Consider the following 13,756-nt stretch of genomic DNA (forward strand, 5'->3'; position numbering starts at 1 on the left):
GCCTACGCTCCTGCCATCTTCCCGGAATTGAAGATGCCGGCTGGATCGAACTGCAGTTTCAATCGCTGCGACAACAATGCCACGGCCTCGGGCTGCGGCTGGAAGGCGGCTGTCATTGCCCGCATCTGTGCCGGTGCGCGGATCAAGGTCGCATGTCCGCCGCCCAGCGCCTTGATGAAGCGACGCAGCAGGTGGGCATCCGCATCGGCCTCCATCCGCATCCAGATCAGTCCGCCCTGCCAGTCATAGAATGCGTCCACGCCTGCTTCGAGGCGGAGTGCGGCGACCAATTGATGACCAATGCTGGGGGCAACCGACACGCGCCACACCGGCCGCGGGCTACCATCGGCATAGGGCAAGACGTCGCGGATATCTCTCCAGAGGCGAGCGCTTTCGTTCTGCTCCAGCCGTGCGACCGAACCGAATCTTCCCATGGCCGCAGCGAGCTTGCCTGCCCGGGCATCGACGGAACCTGGCAGGCCTTCGATCCGCAGACAGGTTCCTTCGCCTTCCGAGAGCGTGCTGTCGAGAAACTTCCAGGCGACTGTCATCGGCAGATGCGCCGCGCCTGAGATTTCGACGGGCAACGCCATCGCCGCCGCCATGGCGTTGGCGGCTTCGGCGTCGTTCAGCCCGGAAACGACAATCGTTGCTTCGGTTCTCGGCCGGGGCGGCACGCGGAAGGTCACTTCGGTGAGGAACCCAAGCGTTCCGTGCGAGCCGGCCATCAGCTTTACGAGATCCAGCCCGGTGACGTTCTTCATCACGCGACCGCCGGCCTTGATCACCTCACCCTTGCCGTTGATGAAGCTGACGCCAAGCAGGCTGTCGCGTGCGGCCCCGGCCACGAAACGGCGTGGGCCCGAGACATTGGCGGCAAAGACGCCGCCGATCGTCGGCTCGCCTGACGTTCCCATGATCGGGCGATGATCCATCGGCTCGAAAGCCATCATCTGACCATGCTCCTGAAGGGCCGCTTCGATCTCCGACAGAGGTGTTCCGGAGCGGGCCGTCAAAACCATCTCGCCGGGATTGTAGGCCGTGATGCCGCTCAAATTAGACGACCGCAGGCGGCTTTCAGCCACCACGGCATTCCCGAAACCCGAGCGGGTGTCGCCGCCGCAGATTGCAAGCGCCCTGCCCTGCTGCGCATGACCGCGGATGATTGCCGCAGCCTCTTCGTCCGTCATAGGCAATAGGTCGATCATGCGGCCGGACGTCCCTCGAGCGGGAAGACCTTCGACGGATTCAGCAGCCAGGCCGGATCGAACGCAGCGCGCGCCGCCATCTGCTGCCCGAGATCCGCCTCGGAGTACTGGTGGCGCATCAGATCCCGTTTTTCGATGCCGACGCCATGCTCGCCCGTCAGGCAGCCACCGGCATCGACGCATAGCTTCAGGATTTCCATGCCCGCCGCTTCCGCGCGGGCAGCATCTTCGGGATCGTTCGCATTGAACAGGATCAGCGGGTGCATATTGCCGTCACCGGCGTGGAAGACATTGGCGACGCGAAGCCCATAGCGATCGATGATTTCAGAGGTTTTCCTGAGCACGTAGGAGAGCTGGCTGAGCGGCACGGTGCCGTCCATGCAGATATAGTCGGCAATGCGGCCCGTGGCGCCGAAGGCTGACTTGCGGCCCTTCCAGATCAGCGCCGCCTCGGTTGCCGACTGGCATTCGCGGACGGTCTTCACGCCATGCTTGCGCGCGATTTCGACGATGCTCTTCAGCATGTCGTCCATCTCCGCTTCCGACCCTTCGACCTCCACGATCAGCAGCGCGCCCACATCCAAGGGATAGCCAGCCTTGGCAAAGGCTTCGCAAATTTCGATCGCCGGCTTGTCCATGAATTCGATGGCGACGGGAATGATGCCGGCGGCGATGATATCGGCAACACAGGATCCGGCCGCTTCGGAGGTATCGAAACCAAAGAGAACCGGGCGCGCGCCCTCGGGCTTGGCGATGAGCCGCACGGTGGCCTCCGTGACGATCCCGAGCTGACCTTCATGTCCGCAGACGAGGCCGAGCAGATCATAACCCGTCGCATCGAGCGCCTTGCCTCCGAGGTCGATGACGGTTCCGTCCATCAGAACCATCTTCACACCGAGTAGATTGTTCGTCGTCACGCCGTATTTCAGACAGTGCGCCCCGCCCGAATTCATGCCGATATTGCCACCAATCGTACAGGCTAGCTGGGAACTCGGGTCGGGGGCGTAGAAAAATCCGTCTGCGGAAACGGCTTCCGATATGTTTAAATTGGTGACGCCTGCCTCAACCACCGCTGCGCGGTTCGGCAGATCGATTTCGAGAATGCGGTTCATCTTCGAGACGCAGACAACGACTGCATCCTCCTGCGGGATCGCACCGCCCGACAACGAGGTTCCCGCGCCGCGCGGCACGACCGGAACGCCATAGCGATGACAGTATTTCATGACCGCAGCCACTTCAGCGGTTGTCCGCGGCAAGGCGACCGCCAGCGGCATCCGGCGATAGGAAACGAAGGCGTCAGTCTCGAACGGCATTAGCTCGCGCGCTTCATGCACCAGGCATTCCGGCGGCAGGAGATCGATCAGATCGGCGACGATCTGTTGGCGGCGGGCAAGCACATCGGCACGCGGGGTGAGAAACGAAATCGTGTCGGACATGGCTCTCTCCCTTCGCTCGCAACAGCGAAACCGGAGGCGTCCTCCACGCTGCCGGCTTATCCGGGCTTAGCACTTTCCCGATTATGGCGCAAATGCTAAGCACTTATTCCAAAAGGATAAACAATCAGACCTATGACCAATCTGGGTGACCTCGAAATTTTCGCAAAAGTCGTTTCGACGGGCAGCATGTCGCTCGCAGGCAGAGCGCTCGGCTTTTCGCCGGCAGTGGTCTCCAAACGCATCAAACGGCTGGAGGACCGGCTCGGTACACGGCTTCTGCAGCGCACGACGCGGCAGATCTCCCTGACGGAAGCCGGCCAGGGCTTCTACGACCGTGTGCTTGGCATTCTCGCCGGCATCGAGGAGGCGGAATACTACATCTCCGGGCGCTCGGCACAGATGCAGGGAACGCTGAAGGTGACCGCACCCACCTCGTTCGGACGCACGCACGTCGCCCCGCATTTGAAGTCCTTTATGGATGCGCATCCGGGTCTCGCGATCAATCTGGTGCTGAGCGACGAATTCACCGACATTGTGGGTGAAGGCTTCGACCTTGCCATCCGCATCGCCGAGCTGACGGACTCGAGCCTCGTTGCACGGCGCCTGGCGCCCGTGCGTCGTCTGCTCTGCGCATCACCTGACTATCTTTCCGCAAATGGCATGCCGGAGTCGATCGAGGACCTGAAGCATCATCGCTGCCTGCCGGCGCACAACAACGATGCCTGGCGGCTTGAGGGACCCGAGGGGCCGCTTTCCCTCCGGCCGGAAGGAATGCTCGTCACGAATTCAAGCGAGGTCGTGCGGGAGGCAGTCGTATCCGGCCTTGGCATCGCGCTCCGTTCCACCTGGGACATCAGCCGCGAACTGAAGGACGGACGGCTGGTACACGTCCTGCCCGCCTACGAGGGATCGAGAAACGTGACGCTTTCCGCCGTCTACCCGAGCCGTCAGTTCCTGCCGGCGAAGGTGCGGCTGTTCATCGACTATCTCGCGGACGTCTACGGACCAGTCCCCTATTGGGAGTGCTGAGATCCCCAGATGCCGGTCGGTCGGCGGTGATTGCCGACTCTGGGGAAATCCGGTGGTTATCGACGCGATCGCCCTGAACGGAAACACCGTCCGTCACCGAGACGACATATCACCATCATAGTATTGACATACCAGTGCATGACAGGAAGCCGTCGTTGATTGTAACGCGGGGCAGGCGCATATTGAACGCCTGTGCAACTGCGGAATCAGGATAGTAAATGGCGGGTTTCCGACGGCGGCCAAATGAAAGCCGCCTATTGATTTACTATAAAGTCCTGCTGGAAAAACATGAAACGCATATGGATGGCGCAAGCCTTTCCATGAATACTGAAACAACCGACTCAAGGAACTGAAGCAAAAAGGTGACCCGACCGTTGACTCTTCTCGCCCGCCTCGCCACCGACGTGCAGCTGATGTTCAGGCGTCCGCCGCGTCAACAGTATGCCGCGCTTTGCTACCGGGTGAAGAAGAAGACAAACGAACTTGAGGTGCTTTTGCTGACGAGCCGCGAGACCGGCCGATGGGTTATCCCCAAGGGCTGGCCGATGGACGGACGCACAGCCTATGAGGTTGCAGCACGCGAAGCCTTCGAGGAAGCGGGTGTGCGCGGGACCGTCGAAGACCAGACGATCGGCTGCTATTCCTATCCCAAGGTCTTGAAGAACGGGCTCAGCGTAACGTGCAAGGTTCAGGTTTACGCGCTGGAAGCCGCCACGATCGCCAAGAACTTCAAGGAGAAAGGCGAACGCAAGACCGAGTGGGTTTCTTGTGACGAAGCCGCGAAACGGGTGAACGAACCCGAGCTTCGGGAAATATTCCGGCTGTTCAAGCGCCGCATGGCGGAGCAACTCGCGGAGAGCGTGCCGAGGCAAATTCCGGCTGAGTGAATATTGCCATCTTGCGCTGCTAAACTTGGCGACGTTAAAGGGAGTGAAAGCCAAGGAATAGCATGCCCGACCGCCCAGCCATCCTCACAAAACGAACGCTCGACAAGGATCTCGACAAGCTTACGCATGTCGAGGACGCGACGAAGTTTGTCACGCGCAAGTTGGTGGCGCCGGGCCTCGGGCTGATCTTTCTCGGACTGGCCATGCTATTTGCGGGCGTCTACGTGTTCGATCGGCCAAGCGCCGTCCTGGTGGTCGCCGCTGCGGCGCTTGCTGCCTACATGGCCTTGAACATCGGCGCCAACGACGTCACCAACAACGTTGGCGCTGCGGTCGGTGCGCGGGCGATGACCATGGGCCAGGCGCTTGTCATCGCCGCAATCTTTGAAGTTCTCGGAGCGACGATTGCCGGCGGCGATGTCGTCAAGACGATCTCCTCAAGCATTGTCGATACAGTGCAGGTGCCCCCGGCGACGCTAAGCTGGATCATGATGGCGGCGCTGATGGCCGCTGCCTTGTGGATCAATCTCGCCACCTGGCTGAATGCGCCTGTTTCGACCACGCATGCGATCGTCGGCGCGGTGATCGGCGCGGGTGTCGGTGCGGTCGGCCCCGAGCCCGTCAACTGGCGCGTCATGATCGAGATCACCTCAGCCTGGGTGACATCCCCGCTGCTGGGCGGCGTGATTGCGGCCGGTCTGCTTTTCCTGGTCAAGACCTTCATCATCTACCGTGACGACAAGATCGCAGCGGCCCGGCGATGGGTGCCCGTGCTGATAGGGATGATGATCGGCGGCTTCACGTCTTACATGGTCGTGCAACTCGAAACGGCCAATGAATTTTCGTCGCTTACAATCTTCGTGCTCGGTCTCGCGGCAGGCTGCCTTGGGTGGTTTGGCGGGCGAGTGTTCGTCCGCAGGCAGGCAGCGGGACTGGAAAACCGCAACAGTTCGCTGCGCATTCTGTTTCAGATCCCCTTGATCAGTTCGGCAGCCTTGCTGTCCTTTGCGCACGGTGCGAATGACGTATCCAATGCCGTCGGTCCGCTATCGGCAATCGTGCGTAACGTCGGTGCATCCCCCGACGCTGCGGGCGACAATCCCCCGGTTTGGGTGCTCCTGATCGGCGCCCTCGGCATCTCCGTCGGCCTTTTGCTCTTCGGACCACGCCTGATCCGGCTAGTCGGCGATCAGATCACCAAGCTCAACCCCATGCGCGCCTATTGCGTGGTGCTGTCCACGGCCTTCACGGTCATCGTCGCCTCGTCGCTTGGCCTACCGGTCAGCACGACGCATATTGCCGTCGGCGCGGTGTTTGGCGTCGGCTTCTTCCGCGAGTGGTACACGCGGCATTCGAAGCGCCGCATCGCTTATGTGCGACGCAAGGCGGAAAGCTGGGCGATTGACGAACCGGAAGATCCCAATACGCATGAGGTTCGCCGCCGCTATCTCGTCCGCCGTTCGCATTTCATGACCATCATTGCCGCCTGGGTCATCACCGTGCCGGCCTCCGCGGCGCTTGCAGCCATGATCTATTGGGTTATGTTCGCGCTCTTTGTTTGAGCAGGACCTTTTGATGCGCGCCAATTTTCGAATGCAACGGCTGTTCGTGGAGGCTCCCCTCTCGGCGGGAGCCGCAATCGACACGACGACCGACCATTTCAACTATCTGGCCAACGTGCTGCGCATGGCCGAAGGGGCCGAGCTTCTTGTCTTCAACGGTCGCGATGGCGAGTGGAAGGTGCGCCTCACCTTCCCGACGCGAAAGCGGATCGTGATGATTGCAGAAGAACAGACACGACCGCAGCCTGCTCCCTCCGATCTGCATTATCTTTTCGCGCCCCTCAAAGTCGGGCGCCTGGATTATCTGGTGCAGAAGGCGGTTGAGATGGGAGCCGGTGTCCTGCGGCCAGTACTGACCCAGCATGTGCAGGGGAAGATCACCAATCTCGAAAAGCTCAAGGCAAACGTCATTGAAGCGGCGGAACAGTGCGGCATACTCGGCATCCCCACTGTTGCCGAACCGGTGAAGCTGTCCGATCTCCTTGATGCCTGGCCGAACGACCGCCGTATCATCTATTGTGACGAAGGCGATGCGGGGCAGAATCCGCTGCCGTTGCTGTCCAAAATCAGTGAACAAAAGCTGGCCCTCCTCGTCGGGCCCGAGGGTGGGTTTTCGGAAGAGGAGAGAGCGAGGCTCCGCAGCCTCGATTTCGTCACTGCAATCCCGCTCGGACCCCGAATCCTGCGGGCGGACACGGCGGCCGTTGCTGCAATGGCTGTCATTCAGGCGTCGATCGGCGATTGGAATTAACCCTGGAAACAACGGGCGACAAAATACGCTGCTATTTTTTTGATGGACCGTTGAAACAATTTCACTTGCAACATACGTGGGAGCGGTCCTAATCACCCTTCCAATTGCCCGGTTTTTCCAGGCCCTCTCCCATTGCAGGTAGATTTGAATGGCTCGCGATACCACCGACCAGACACCGCTCTCTTCGGTTCAGGAGCTGACCGACTATCTTGCCGTGGGCAACAAGCCGAAGGAAAAGTTCCGCATCGGTACGGAGCACGAGAAGTTTGCCTTCTTCCGCGCCGATAACAGCCCGGTGCCGTACTTCGGCGAGGCCAGTATTTCAGCGCTGCTGAAGGGCCTGCAGCAAAAGTCCGGCTGGGATCCGATCATGGACGGCGACAACATCATCGGCCTTGGCGAGCCTAGGGGAATGGGCGCGATTTCGATCGAGCCCGGCGGTCAGTTCGAACTATCAGGCGCACCGCTGGAAACGATCCACGAGACCTGCAAGGAATCGAACGCCCACCTTGCGACGCTGCGCGAGATCGCCGAGCCTATGGGCATCCGCTTCCTCGGCATCGGTGGCAGCCCCAAATGGACACTGGCTGAAACGCCTGTCATGCCGAAATCCCGCTACGAGATCATGAGCCGCTACATGCCGAAGGTCGGGTCCAAGGGTCTCGACATGATGTATCGCACCTGCACGATCCAGGTGAATCTCGATTTCTCCTCGGAAGCCGACATGCGCAAGAAGATGCGCGTCTCGATGAAGCTGCAGTCGCTGGCAACCGCCCTCTTTGCCTCGTCGCCCTTCACCGAAGGCAAGCTCAACGGCCTGTTGTCCTGGCGCGGCGACATCTGGCGCGACACCGACAACAATCGCTCCGGTTTGCTCGACTTCACCTTCCGCGACGACTTTGGTTTCCATGACTACGCGGAGTGGGCGCTTGATGTGCCGATGTACTTCATCGTGCGCGACGGGCACTATCACGACTGTACCCACGTTACCTTCCGCCAGTTCATGAACGGCGCGTTGAAAGGCGAGATCGCGGCCTGGGAGCCGACGATGGGAGACTGGACAAACCACCTCTCGACACTCTTCCCCGATGTTCGCCTGAAGCGCTTCCTTGAGATGCGTGGTGCAGACGGCGGCCCCTGGCGGCGTATCTGTGCGCTGCCGGCCTTCTGGGTGGGCCTGCTTTACGACGACGCGGCTCTCGAGGACGCGGACATGCTGACCAAGGACTGGACGTTCGACGAGGTCAATGCTCTGCGCAACGCCGTGCCAACCCAGGGCCTCAGGGCAAAGTTCCGCGGTCATGAGCTCTACGAGACCGCACGTGAAGTGATCGCCGTTTCGAAGGCGGGTCTGAGGGCGCGCAACAAGCTCAACAAGGAAGGCCAGGACGAGACCATCTTCCTCTCGCCGCTCGATGAGGTCATGGCCAAGAAGGCGACGTTGGCCGAGGATCTGCTGGCGCTCTACCACGGCCGCTGGGCCGGTTCGGTCGAGCCTGTCTTCGAAGAGTATCAATACTAGGGTCGGGCCTAAGCTCTTCTGCAAAAAGCGGTTTGCGCATTCCTTTTTCCGGCTATAGTGACGCAATTGCGCGTTGCGAACCGGGAAGGGGATTACCATGCTGCCACTCTTCGACATGATGATGCAGGCCCAGAACGGCGCGGCGATGGATGCAGTCTCCAAGCAGTTCAACCTTGCACAAGAACAGGCAGCCAAGGCGATGGCGGCGCTGATGCCAGCCTTTTCCGCGGGCCTGAAGCGGAGCACCACCAATCCCTACGACTTCATGGGCCTGATGCAGGCCGTGGCCTCCGGTAACTATGCCAAATATTTCGAGGACGTGAGCAAGGCCTTCACACCGCAAGGCGTGTCCGACGGCAACAACATCCTCGCGCAGCTGTTCGGCTCGAAGGAAGTCTCGCGCGCGGTCGCGGCGCAGGCAGCCCAGATGACCGGCATCGGACAGGAAATCTACAAGCAGATGCTGCCTGTCATGGCCGACACGCTGATGGGTGGCCTCTTCAAGCAATCGATGGGGCAGATGGCGACCCCGGTCAATCCATTCGTCAACACGGCGATGGGCGAAACGATGCAGAAATGGCTCGAAAGCACTGGCTTCGCACCAAAGCAGAAACCAGCTCCCGAACCGAGCATCTTCGACAATCCCTTCACTCAAGCGATGCAATTGATGTTCGGGATGCAGAAGCCGGAGGCGGAGAAGACAGTCACCAACCCGTTCTTCGACAACCCATTCGCGAAGGCGTTTCAAGAGATGATGGGCTCGCTCGGAAAGCCGGTCGAGCCCAAGCCTGCGGAAGCTCCGAAGGAGCAGGCAAAGGCGGAAACGGAAAGCTACATGGACATGCTCAACAGCATGTTCGATAGCGGGCTCGAGGTACAGAAAAGCTACCAGAAGAGCATGGAAGCGATCTTCGAAAACTATTTGCCGAAGACGCCGCCCTCCACTCCACCGAAGGCATAAAAAAACCCGGAGACGGCTGGGAGGCCGGTCACCGGGCAAGAGGCAGGGCTATTGGCTATCACCCTGCGGGGAAAAACTGAGCCGGCCTCACTCCCTTTGAGACCGGAAGAGTGAACGGCGTCCGCGCTTGCGCGCGAATTGTGTCAGGTGTTCCGACGGATCTTCAAAGAAGGTGGACGCCAGGAACGCTGAGGTAAGATCGATCCTCGAAAGGCCGATATCCTCCAATTGCTTGTCATCGAGCTCGTGCAGCCGGTTGATCTCCATACGGTTGCGGAACACGCGCAGTACGGATGACAGCGTTGCGAAGCCACGTGCGACGCGCTGAGCAAACGTCAGCGAGGTCGGGCTGCAGTCGAGTTCGAGTATCCGGTCTGTCGTGCGCATGGGACGATCCTTTCATTGGCGCGCAACAACCCACCCCTCCCGCGAGGTCGAGCGGAAAGGTATCGGGTTGAAATCGGAGCGGACAGGCAGGGTGTCTGTCCTTCACTTTGCTTGATTTGCATCCAGAAGATGCCAAACACCTATTGATCAGTCCAACGAATGTTTCTAATGATTATCATCAGAGATTGTTATAGGTGAACTCATGTCCGCGCCTCTTGATATTGACCAGTTGCAGACCTTTATCGCGATCGTCGATTCCGGCAGCTTCACCAAGGCTGCGGACAGGGTCTACAAGACGCAGTCAGCCGTCTCCATGCAGATGCGGCGACTGGAAGAGCGCATCGGCAAGCAGCTTTTCATCAAGGACGGCCGTGGCAACCGCCTGACCGCCGAAGGCGAAAAGCTCTTGAACTATGCGCGGCGTATGATCCGTCTCAACAACGAGGCGATCGCCGCCTTCGACGACAACCGCCTCGAGGGTACGCTTCGTATTGGCACGCCCGATGACTATGCCGACCGCTACATGCCGGAAATCATCGGCCGCTTTGCCAAGACGCACCCGAATGTCGAGCTCTACATCGTCTGCGAGCCCTCGGTGGACCTTGCCGAACGCATGCATCGCGGCGAACTCGATATCGCGCTCGTCACACATAACCCGCGCGAGCGCATGTCAGACGTCGTGCGAACGGAACCGCTCTGCTGGGTCGGATCGGCCAACCATCCAATCCGAGACGATGCGCCGGTGCCACTCGCTGTCGGCCGCCGTGATTGCCAGTGGCGCCAGCTCGCCTGCTCGGCGCTTGACGCAGTCGGGCGCGAACACCAGATCCTGTTCACCAGCTGGTCGTGCACAGTCGTTGCAGCCGCGGTCCTCGCCGGCATGGCCGTTTCCGTCATGCCGGAATCGGCACTGCGCACCGGGATGAAGGTGTTGAGCCAGGCGGACGGCTTCCCCGCCCTGCCCCCGGTCCAGATCGGCATCATGAAGCGGCCGGGCGTTTCGATCTCGCTGATGAACGCGATCACCGCGCATATCACCGCGTGTCTCGACAACATCACGCCGGCTGTCGTCGATGACAATCTCGAGCCAGACGTGAAGAACGCCTATGGGCGGGTGCAGCCCCGCCTCAAGGTCGCCAACGTCGTTCCGAGCTGGTAGGCCTCAGGCCGCAACGGGCGAGAGGAAGGCCATGCGGATGACGCGCTTCCACTCGTCCAGAATGCGCCTGGCAAGCGAGTCCTCGCTGACGATGGCAAGACGGATCGACGCCCCGAGCAGGTGACTGAACAGATAGGTGCGCGCCTGCATGTCGGCCCCGGACAGTTCCGGAGCGACACGACGCAGGGTGTCCTCGAAGATGTCCGCTATCCGCTTGCTGTGCTCTATGTTGAGCCTGAGCAGGTCGTGATCTGTCTCGGTGCCCATCCAGATACCGAGATAGGCGGCGTCCCTGCGGTAATCGTCATAGTGCCAGTCGATCGTTGCGGAGAGCACATCGAGCGCGTGGTCGACGGACTGAACCTTGGAAAAGGCGTCGGCGATTCTGTCCTGGATGGCGGATGCATGGCGGTCGAACAACGCCTTTACGATCGCCGCCTTCTCCGGAAAATACTGGTAGACGGAGCCTATCGGCACCTTGGCGGCGACTGCCAGTTCCGTCATGCGCATGGCGCTCACGCCTTTTTCGGCAATGATGGCGGTGGCGGCCGATAGAATGAGGTCAAGCCTCTGAATACTGCGTTCCTGCTTCGGCTTCCGGCGGAGGCCAATGCGATCCAAACTTCCGACCGTCATGTCGTTCCCATTGGTTCTATGTGGAGCGACGGAGGTGGTTCATGCCGGCGCCATTTGGCCGATATGCCATTGCATTTCTTCACGACTCGTAAACACGATGGATCAGATTGTTCGCATCGCGAAAAGCATAGAAAAATCGAGGTGATACACCCGGATTTGGTCCGTTTTTGACTGCGATTTCATTCCCCAGAAGCAGGCTATACACCGACTTTACCGGCCTTGTGGCCGCGTTGCTTGCAAAGTGCTTCACGGACAACTGATTCGTCATTCCGGGACGCCAGCGTGAAATGGCATCCTGGCGATCAGCTGCACGTCGTCGGCAAGGCAGCCCTATTGACTTTCGATAACCCCTTGTCGCATGTACCCATCAATTCCATCGGAAAAAATTATCGTGCTTACTCTTCGACAGATGCGCTACTTCGATGCGCTGGCAACCACGCGCCACTTCGGCCGCGCAGCCGAAATGGTCCACATAAGCCAGCCGGCGCTTTCGACCCAGATCATGGAAATGGAGGAGTACCTCGGCGCCAAGCTGGTCGAGCGCACGCGCCAAAGTACGATCCTGACATCAAAGGGCGAAGAGGTGCTACACTATGTGCGCACCATTCTGCATCAGGTCGACTTGCTGGAGCAGACGGCCCGCAAGGGCGGCGGCACGCTGGAAGGTCTGATCCGCATTGGGATCATTCCGACCGTCGCGCCGTACCTCGTCCCTCAGTTCATTCCGCATCTGCGCAACACCTACCCGAACGTCGAGGTGGAACTGCGTGAAGCGGTTACCGACCGTCTGCTTGGAGACCTCTCGACCGGGAAACTCGATGCCGTCATCGCCGCGTTGCCGCTCGACATCGAAGGCATCCAAACGCGTCCTCTCTTTACCGATCGCTTCTTCATGGCAGTGGCCGACAATGGAGACGCGGTGCTGATGTCGCCGCTGACCGAGCATGAGGTCAATGTCGACCGGCTTCTGCTGCTTGAAGAGGGACATTGCCTGCGCGATCAAGCGCTCGCGGTCTGCAGCGCCGGCAAGCGCAGCCTCGTGAACTTCGGAGCGACGTCGATGGCAACCCTCTTGCAGATGGTGTCGCACGACATGGGAATGACGCTCATCCCCGAGATGGCCATTCCGACGGAGACGAGCCGCAACTCGATCCGCATACTTCCGTTTGCCGATCCGCAGCCGTCGCGCGAAATCGGGCTCGCCTGGCGGCGCAGCAATCATCGCGGCAAGGAGATGGAAGCGCTGGCAGAGGCGATTATTGCTGTCGCCCCTGCCCCACGCGAGCAGGCAGCCTGATCAGGCGAGATTCTTCTTGAGGAACTCGACGGTTCTGCTCCAGGCAAGCTCGGCCGCCTTCTTGTCGTAGCGGGCCGCCGAGGTGTCGTTGTTGAAAGCGTGATTGACGCCGTCATAGACAAAGATCTGGAAGTTCTTGCCGTTCTCCTCCAGTGCCTTTTTGTAGGCGTCGATGCCGGCGTTGATGCGTTCGTCGAGACCGGCATAGTGCAGCATCAGCGCGGCCTTGATACCAGGCACGTCGGTCGCCTTTGGCTGCGCCCCATAGTAAGCGACGCCGGCCTTGAGTTCCGGCGATTTGGTGGCAAATTCGTTCACCAGCCCGCCACCCCAGCAAAATCCGATCGCCGCAACCTTGCCGTTGGAATTCGCCAGCTTGGTCAGATAGGCGAGCGTCGCCTCTGCGTTCGCCACGGTGGCGGGCCGATCCAGCGTGCTGAACATCTCTCGGGCCTTGTCCTCATTCTCCGGCGTGCCCCCTAAGGGCGACAGGAAATCCGGCGCAAGCGCGATGAAGCCCTCCAATGCCATGCGGCGCGCGACATCCCGGATATGCGGATTGAGGCCGCGATTCTCGTGGATCACGATCACCGCGCCGAGTTTGCCTGAAGCATCCTTCGGCTCGACCAGGTAACCCTTCATCTCACCGGCGCCACCTGGATAGGTCACATCCTTCGCCACCAGTCGCGGGTCTTCGGCGGCTATCATTTGCGCGCTCGCCTTGTTGGCCGCAAGCATCGGCGCGATGACCGCGGCAGCGCCAGCGGAACCGGCCAGTTTCGTCAGCTTGTCCATGAAGCCGCGGCGATCGAGTGTCAGATGCGTATATTCGTCGTAGGCGTTGATCATCGCCTGCGTGATTTCCGGCTTGTTCATTTGGGGCCTCCTCTTCCCTACCTGTTGGCTTCCGCCTGCCGGGGA

Annotated in this window: 13 protein-coding genes; 8 read left to right on the forward strand and 5 right to left on the reverse strand. The window is 60.3% G+C overall.

Translation table 11 applies throughout. The features are described from left to right. Positions 1-2: 2 nt before the first annotated feature. A complete protein-coding gene (gene glcE, locus JNB88_RS20520) occupies positions 3-1,208 on the reverse strand; it encodes a glycolate oxidase subunit GlcE (RefSeq protein ID WP_220357037.1) in 1,206 nt (401 codons plus the stop codon). Further along, positions 1,205-2,644 (reverse strand): FAD-linked oxidase C-terminal domain-containing protein, encoded by a 1,440-nt coding sequence (locus JNB88_RS20525; protein WP_220357038.1) that lies wholly within the window; start codon positions 2,642-2,644, stop codon positions 1,205-1,207. The genes glcE and JNB88_RS20525 overlap by 4 nt, the downstream gene beginning before the upstream one ends. A gap of 132 nt (positions 2,645-2,776) precedes the next feature. Between JNB88_RS20525 and JNB88_RS20530 the strand changes: the two genes are divergently transcribed. From JNB88_RS20530 to JNB88_RS20555, 6 genes are all read left to right on the forward strand, one after another. Continuing rightward, entirely contained in the window at positions 2,777-3,673 is an 897-nt protein-coding gene (locus JNB88_RS20530; RefSeq protein WP_220357039.1) for a LysR family transcriptional regulator, read from the forward strand. A 374-nt stretch (positions 3,674-4,047) separates the two neighbouring features. Beyond that, positions 4,048-4,560 (forward strand): NUDIX hydrolase, encoded by a 513-nt coding sequence (locus tag JNB88_RS20535; RefSeq protein ID WP_220357119.1) that lies wholly within the window; start codon positions 4,048-4,050, stop codon positions 4,558-4,560. Positions 4,561-4,622: 62 nt separating this feature from the next. After that, on the forward strand, positions 4,623-6,122 hold the full coding sequence (locus JNB88_RS20540) for an inorganic phosphate transporter (protein ID WP_220357040.1): 1,500 nt from the start codon (positions 4,623-4,625) through the stop codon (positions 6,120-6,122). A gap of 13 nt (positions 6,123-6,135) precedes the next feature. Continuing rightward, positions 6,136-6,873: a 16S rRNA (uracil(1498)-N(3))-methyltransferase gene (locus JNB88_RS20545; protein ID WP_220357041.1), complete on the forward strand. Its 738-nt coding sequence runs from the start codon at positions 6,136-6,138 to the stop codon at positions 6,871-6,873. 148 nt (positions 6,874-7,021) lie between these two features. Then, complete coding sequence (locus JNB88_RS20550) at positions 7,022-8,395, forward strand: glutamate--cysteine ligase (RefSeq protein ID WP_220357042.1); 1,374 nt, start codon at positions 7,022-7,024, stop codon at positions 8,393-8,395. Positions 8,396-8,492: 97 nt separating this feature from the next. Then, the gene (locus tag JNB88_RS20555) at positions 8,493-9,356 is read left to right on the forward strand and encodes a DUF937 domain-containing protein (RefSeq protein WP_220357043.1); all 864 of its coding nucleotides are present in this window, start codon (positions 8,493-8,495) and stop codon (positions 9,354-9,356) included. Positions 9,357-9,443: 87 nt separating this feature from the next. On the opposite strand, the gene JNB88_RS20560 is transcribed toward JNB88_RS20555, so the two are convergent. Then, positions 9,444-9,743, reverse strand: coding sequence for a DUF1127 domain-containing protein (locus JNB88_RS20560; protein WP_037139413.1), 300 nt, complete (start codon positions 9,741-9,743; stop codon positions 9,444-9,446). Between the two features lie 202 nt (positions 9,744-9,945). Here JNB88_RS20560 and JNB88_RS20565 point away from each other — a divergent pair, with 202 nt between their 5' ends. Then, positions 9,946-10,902, forward strand: a complete 957-nt coding sequence (locus tag JNB88_RS20565; protein WP_037139410.1) for a LysR substrate-binding domain-containing protein — start codon at positions 9,946-9,948, stop codon at positions 10,900-10,902. A gap of 3 nt (positions 10,903-10,905) precedes the next feature. On the opposite strand, the gene JNB88_RS20570 is transcribed toward JNB88_RS20565, so the two are convergent. Next, positions 10,906-11,538, reverse strand: coding sequence for a TetR/AcrR family transcriptional regulator (locus tag JNB88_RS20570; RefSeq protein ID WP_220357044.1), 633 nt, complete (start codon positions 11,536-11,538; stop codon positions 10,906-10,908). A gap of 391 nt (positions 11,539-11,929) precedes the next feature. On the opposite strand from JNB88_RS20570, the gene JNB88_RS20575 reads away from it, so the two are divergent. Further along, on the forward strand, positions 11,930-12,835 hold the full coding sequence (locus JNB88_RS20575) for a hydrogen peroxide-inducible genes activator (RefSeq protein ID WP_220357045.1): 906 nt from the start codon (positions 11,930-11,932) through the stop codon (positions 12,833-12,835). Here JNB88_RS20575 and JNB88_RS20580 read toward each other — a convergent pair whose 3' ends face one another. Then, positions 12,836-13,711, reverse strand: a complete 876-nt coding sequence (locus tag JNB88_RS20580; RefSeq protein ID WP_220357046.1) for a dienelactone hydrolase family protein — start codon at positions 13,709-13,711, stop codon at positions 12,836-12,838. Between the last annotated feature and the right edge of the window lie 45 nt (positions 13,712-13,756).

Origin of the sequence: Rhizobium cauense, from assembly GCF_019511525.1 — a bacterium.
Taxonomy (GTDB): domain Bacteria; phylum Pseudomonadota; class Alphaproteobacteria; order Rhizobiales; family Rhizobiaceae; genus Rhizobium; species Rhizobium cauense.

Excerpts from the sequence above, each read along its gene's own strand:
- JNB88_RS20570 (WP_220357044.1), bottom strand. The coding sequence starts at position 11,538 with ATGACGGTCGGAAGTTTGGATCGCATTGGCCTCCGCCGGAAGCCGAAG.
- JNB88_RS20530 (WP_220357039.1), top strand. The coding sequence starts at position 2,777 with ATGACCAATCTGGGTGACCTCGAAATTTTCGCAAAAGTCGTTTCGACG.
- JNB88_RS20550 (WP_220357042.1), top strand. The coding sequence starts at position 7,022 with ATGGCTCGCGATACCACCGACCAGACACCGCTCTCTTCGGTTCAGGAG.
- JNB88_RS20545 (WP_220357041.1), top strand. The coding sequence starts at position 6,136 with ATGCGCGCCAATTTTCGAATGCAACGGCTGTTCGTGGAGGCTCCCCTC.
- JNB88_RS20555 (WP_220357043.1), top strand. The coding sequence starts at position 8,493 with ATGCTGCCACTCTTCGACATGATGATGCAGGCCCAGAACGGCGCGGCG.
- JNB88_RS20565 (WP_037139410.1), top strand. The coding sequence starts at position 9,946 with ATGTCCGCGCCTCTTGATATTGACCAGTTGCAGACCTTTATCGCGATC.
- JNB88_RS20560 (WP_037139413.1), bottom strand. The coding sequence starts at position 9,743 with ATGCGCACGACAGACCGGATACTCGAACTCGACTGCAGCCCGACCTCG.
- JNB88_RS20540 (WP_220357040.1), top strand. The coding sequence starts at position 4,623 with ATGCCCGACCGCCCAGCCATCCTCACAAAACGAACGCTCGACAAGGAT.
- glcE (WP_220357037.1), bottom strand. The coding sequence starts at position 1,208 with ATGATCGACCTATTGCCTATGACGGACGAAGAGGCTGCGGCAATCATC.
- JNB88_RS20580 (WP_220357046.1), bottom strand. The coding sequence starts at position 13,711 with ATGAACAAGCCGGAAATCACGCAGGCGATGATCAACGCCTACGACGAA.
- JNB88_RS20525 (WP_220357038.1), bottom strand. The coding sequence starts at position 2,644 with ATGTCCGACACGATTTCGTTTCTCACCCCGCGTGCCGATGTGCTTGCC.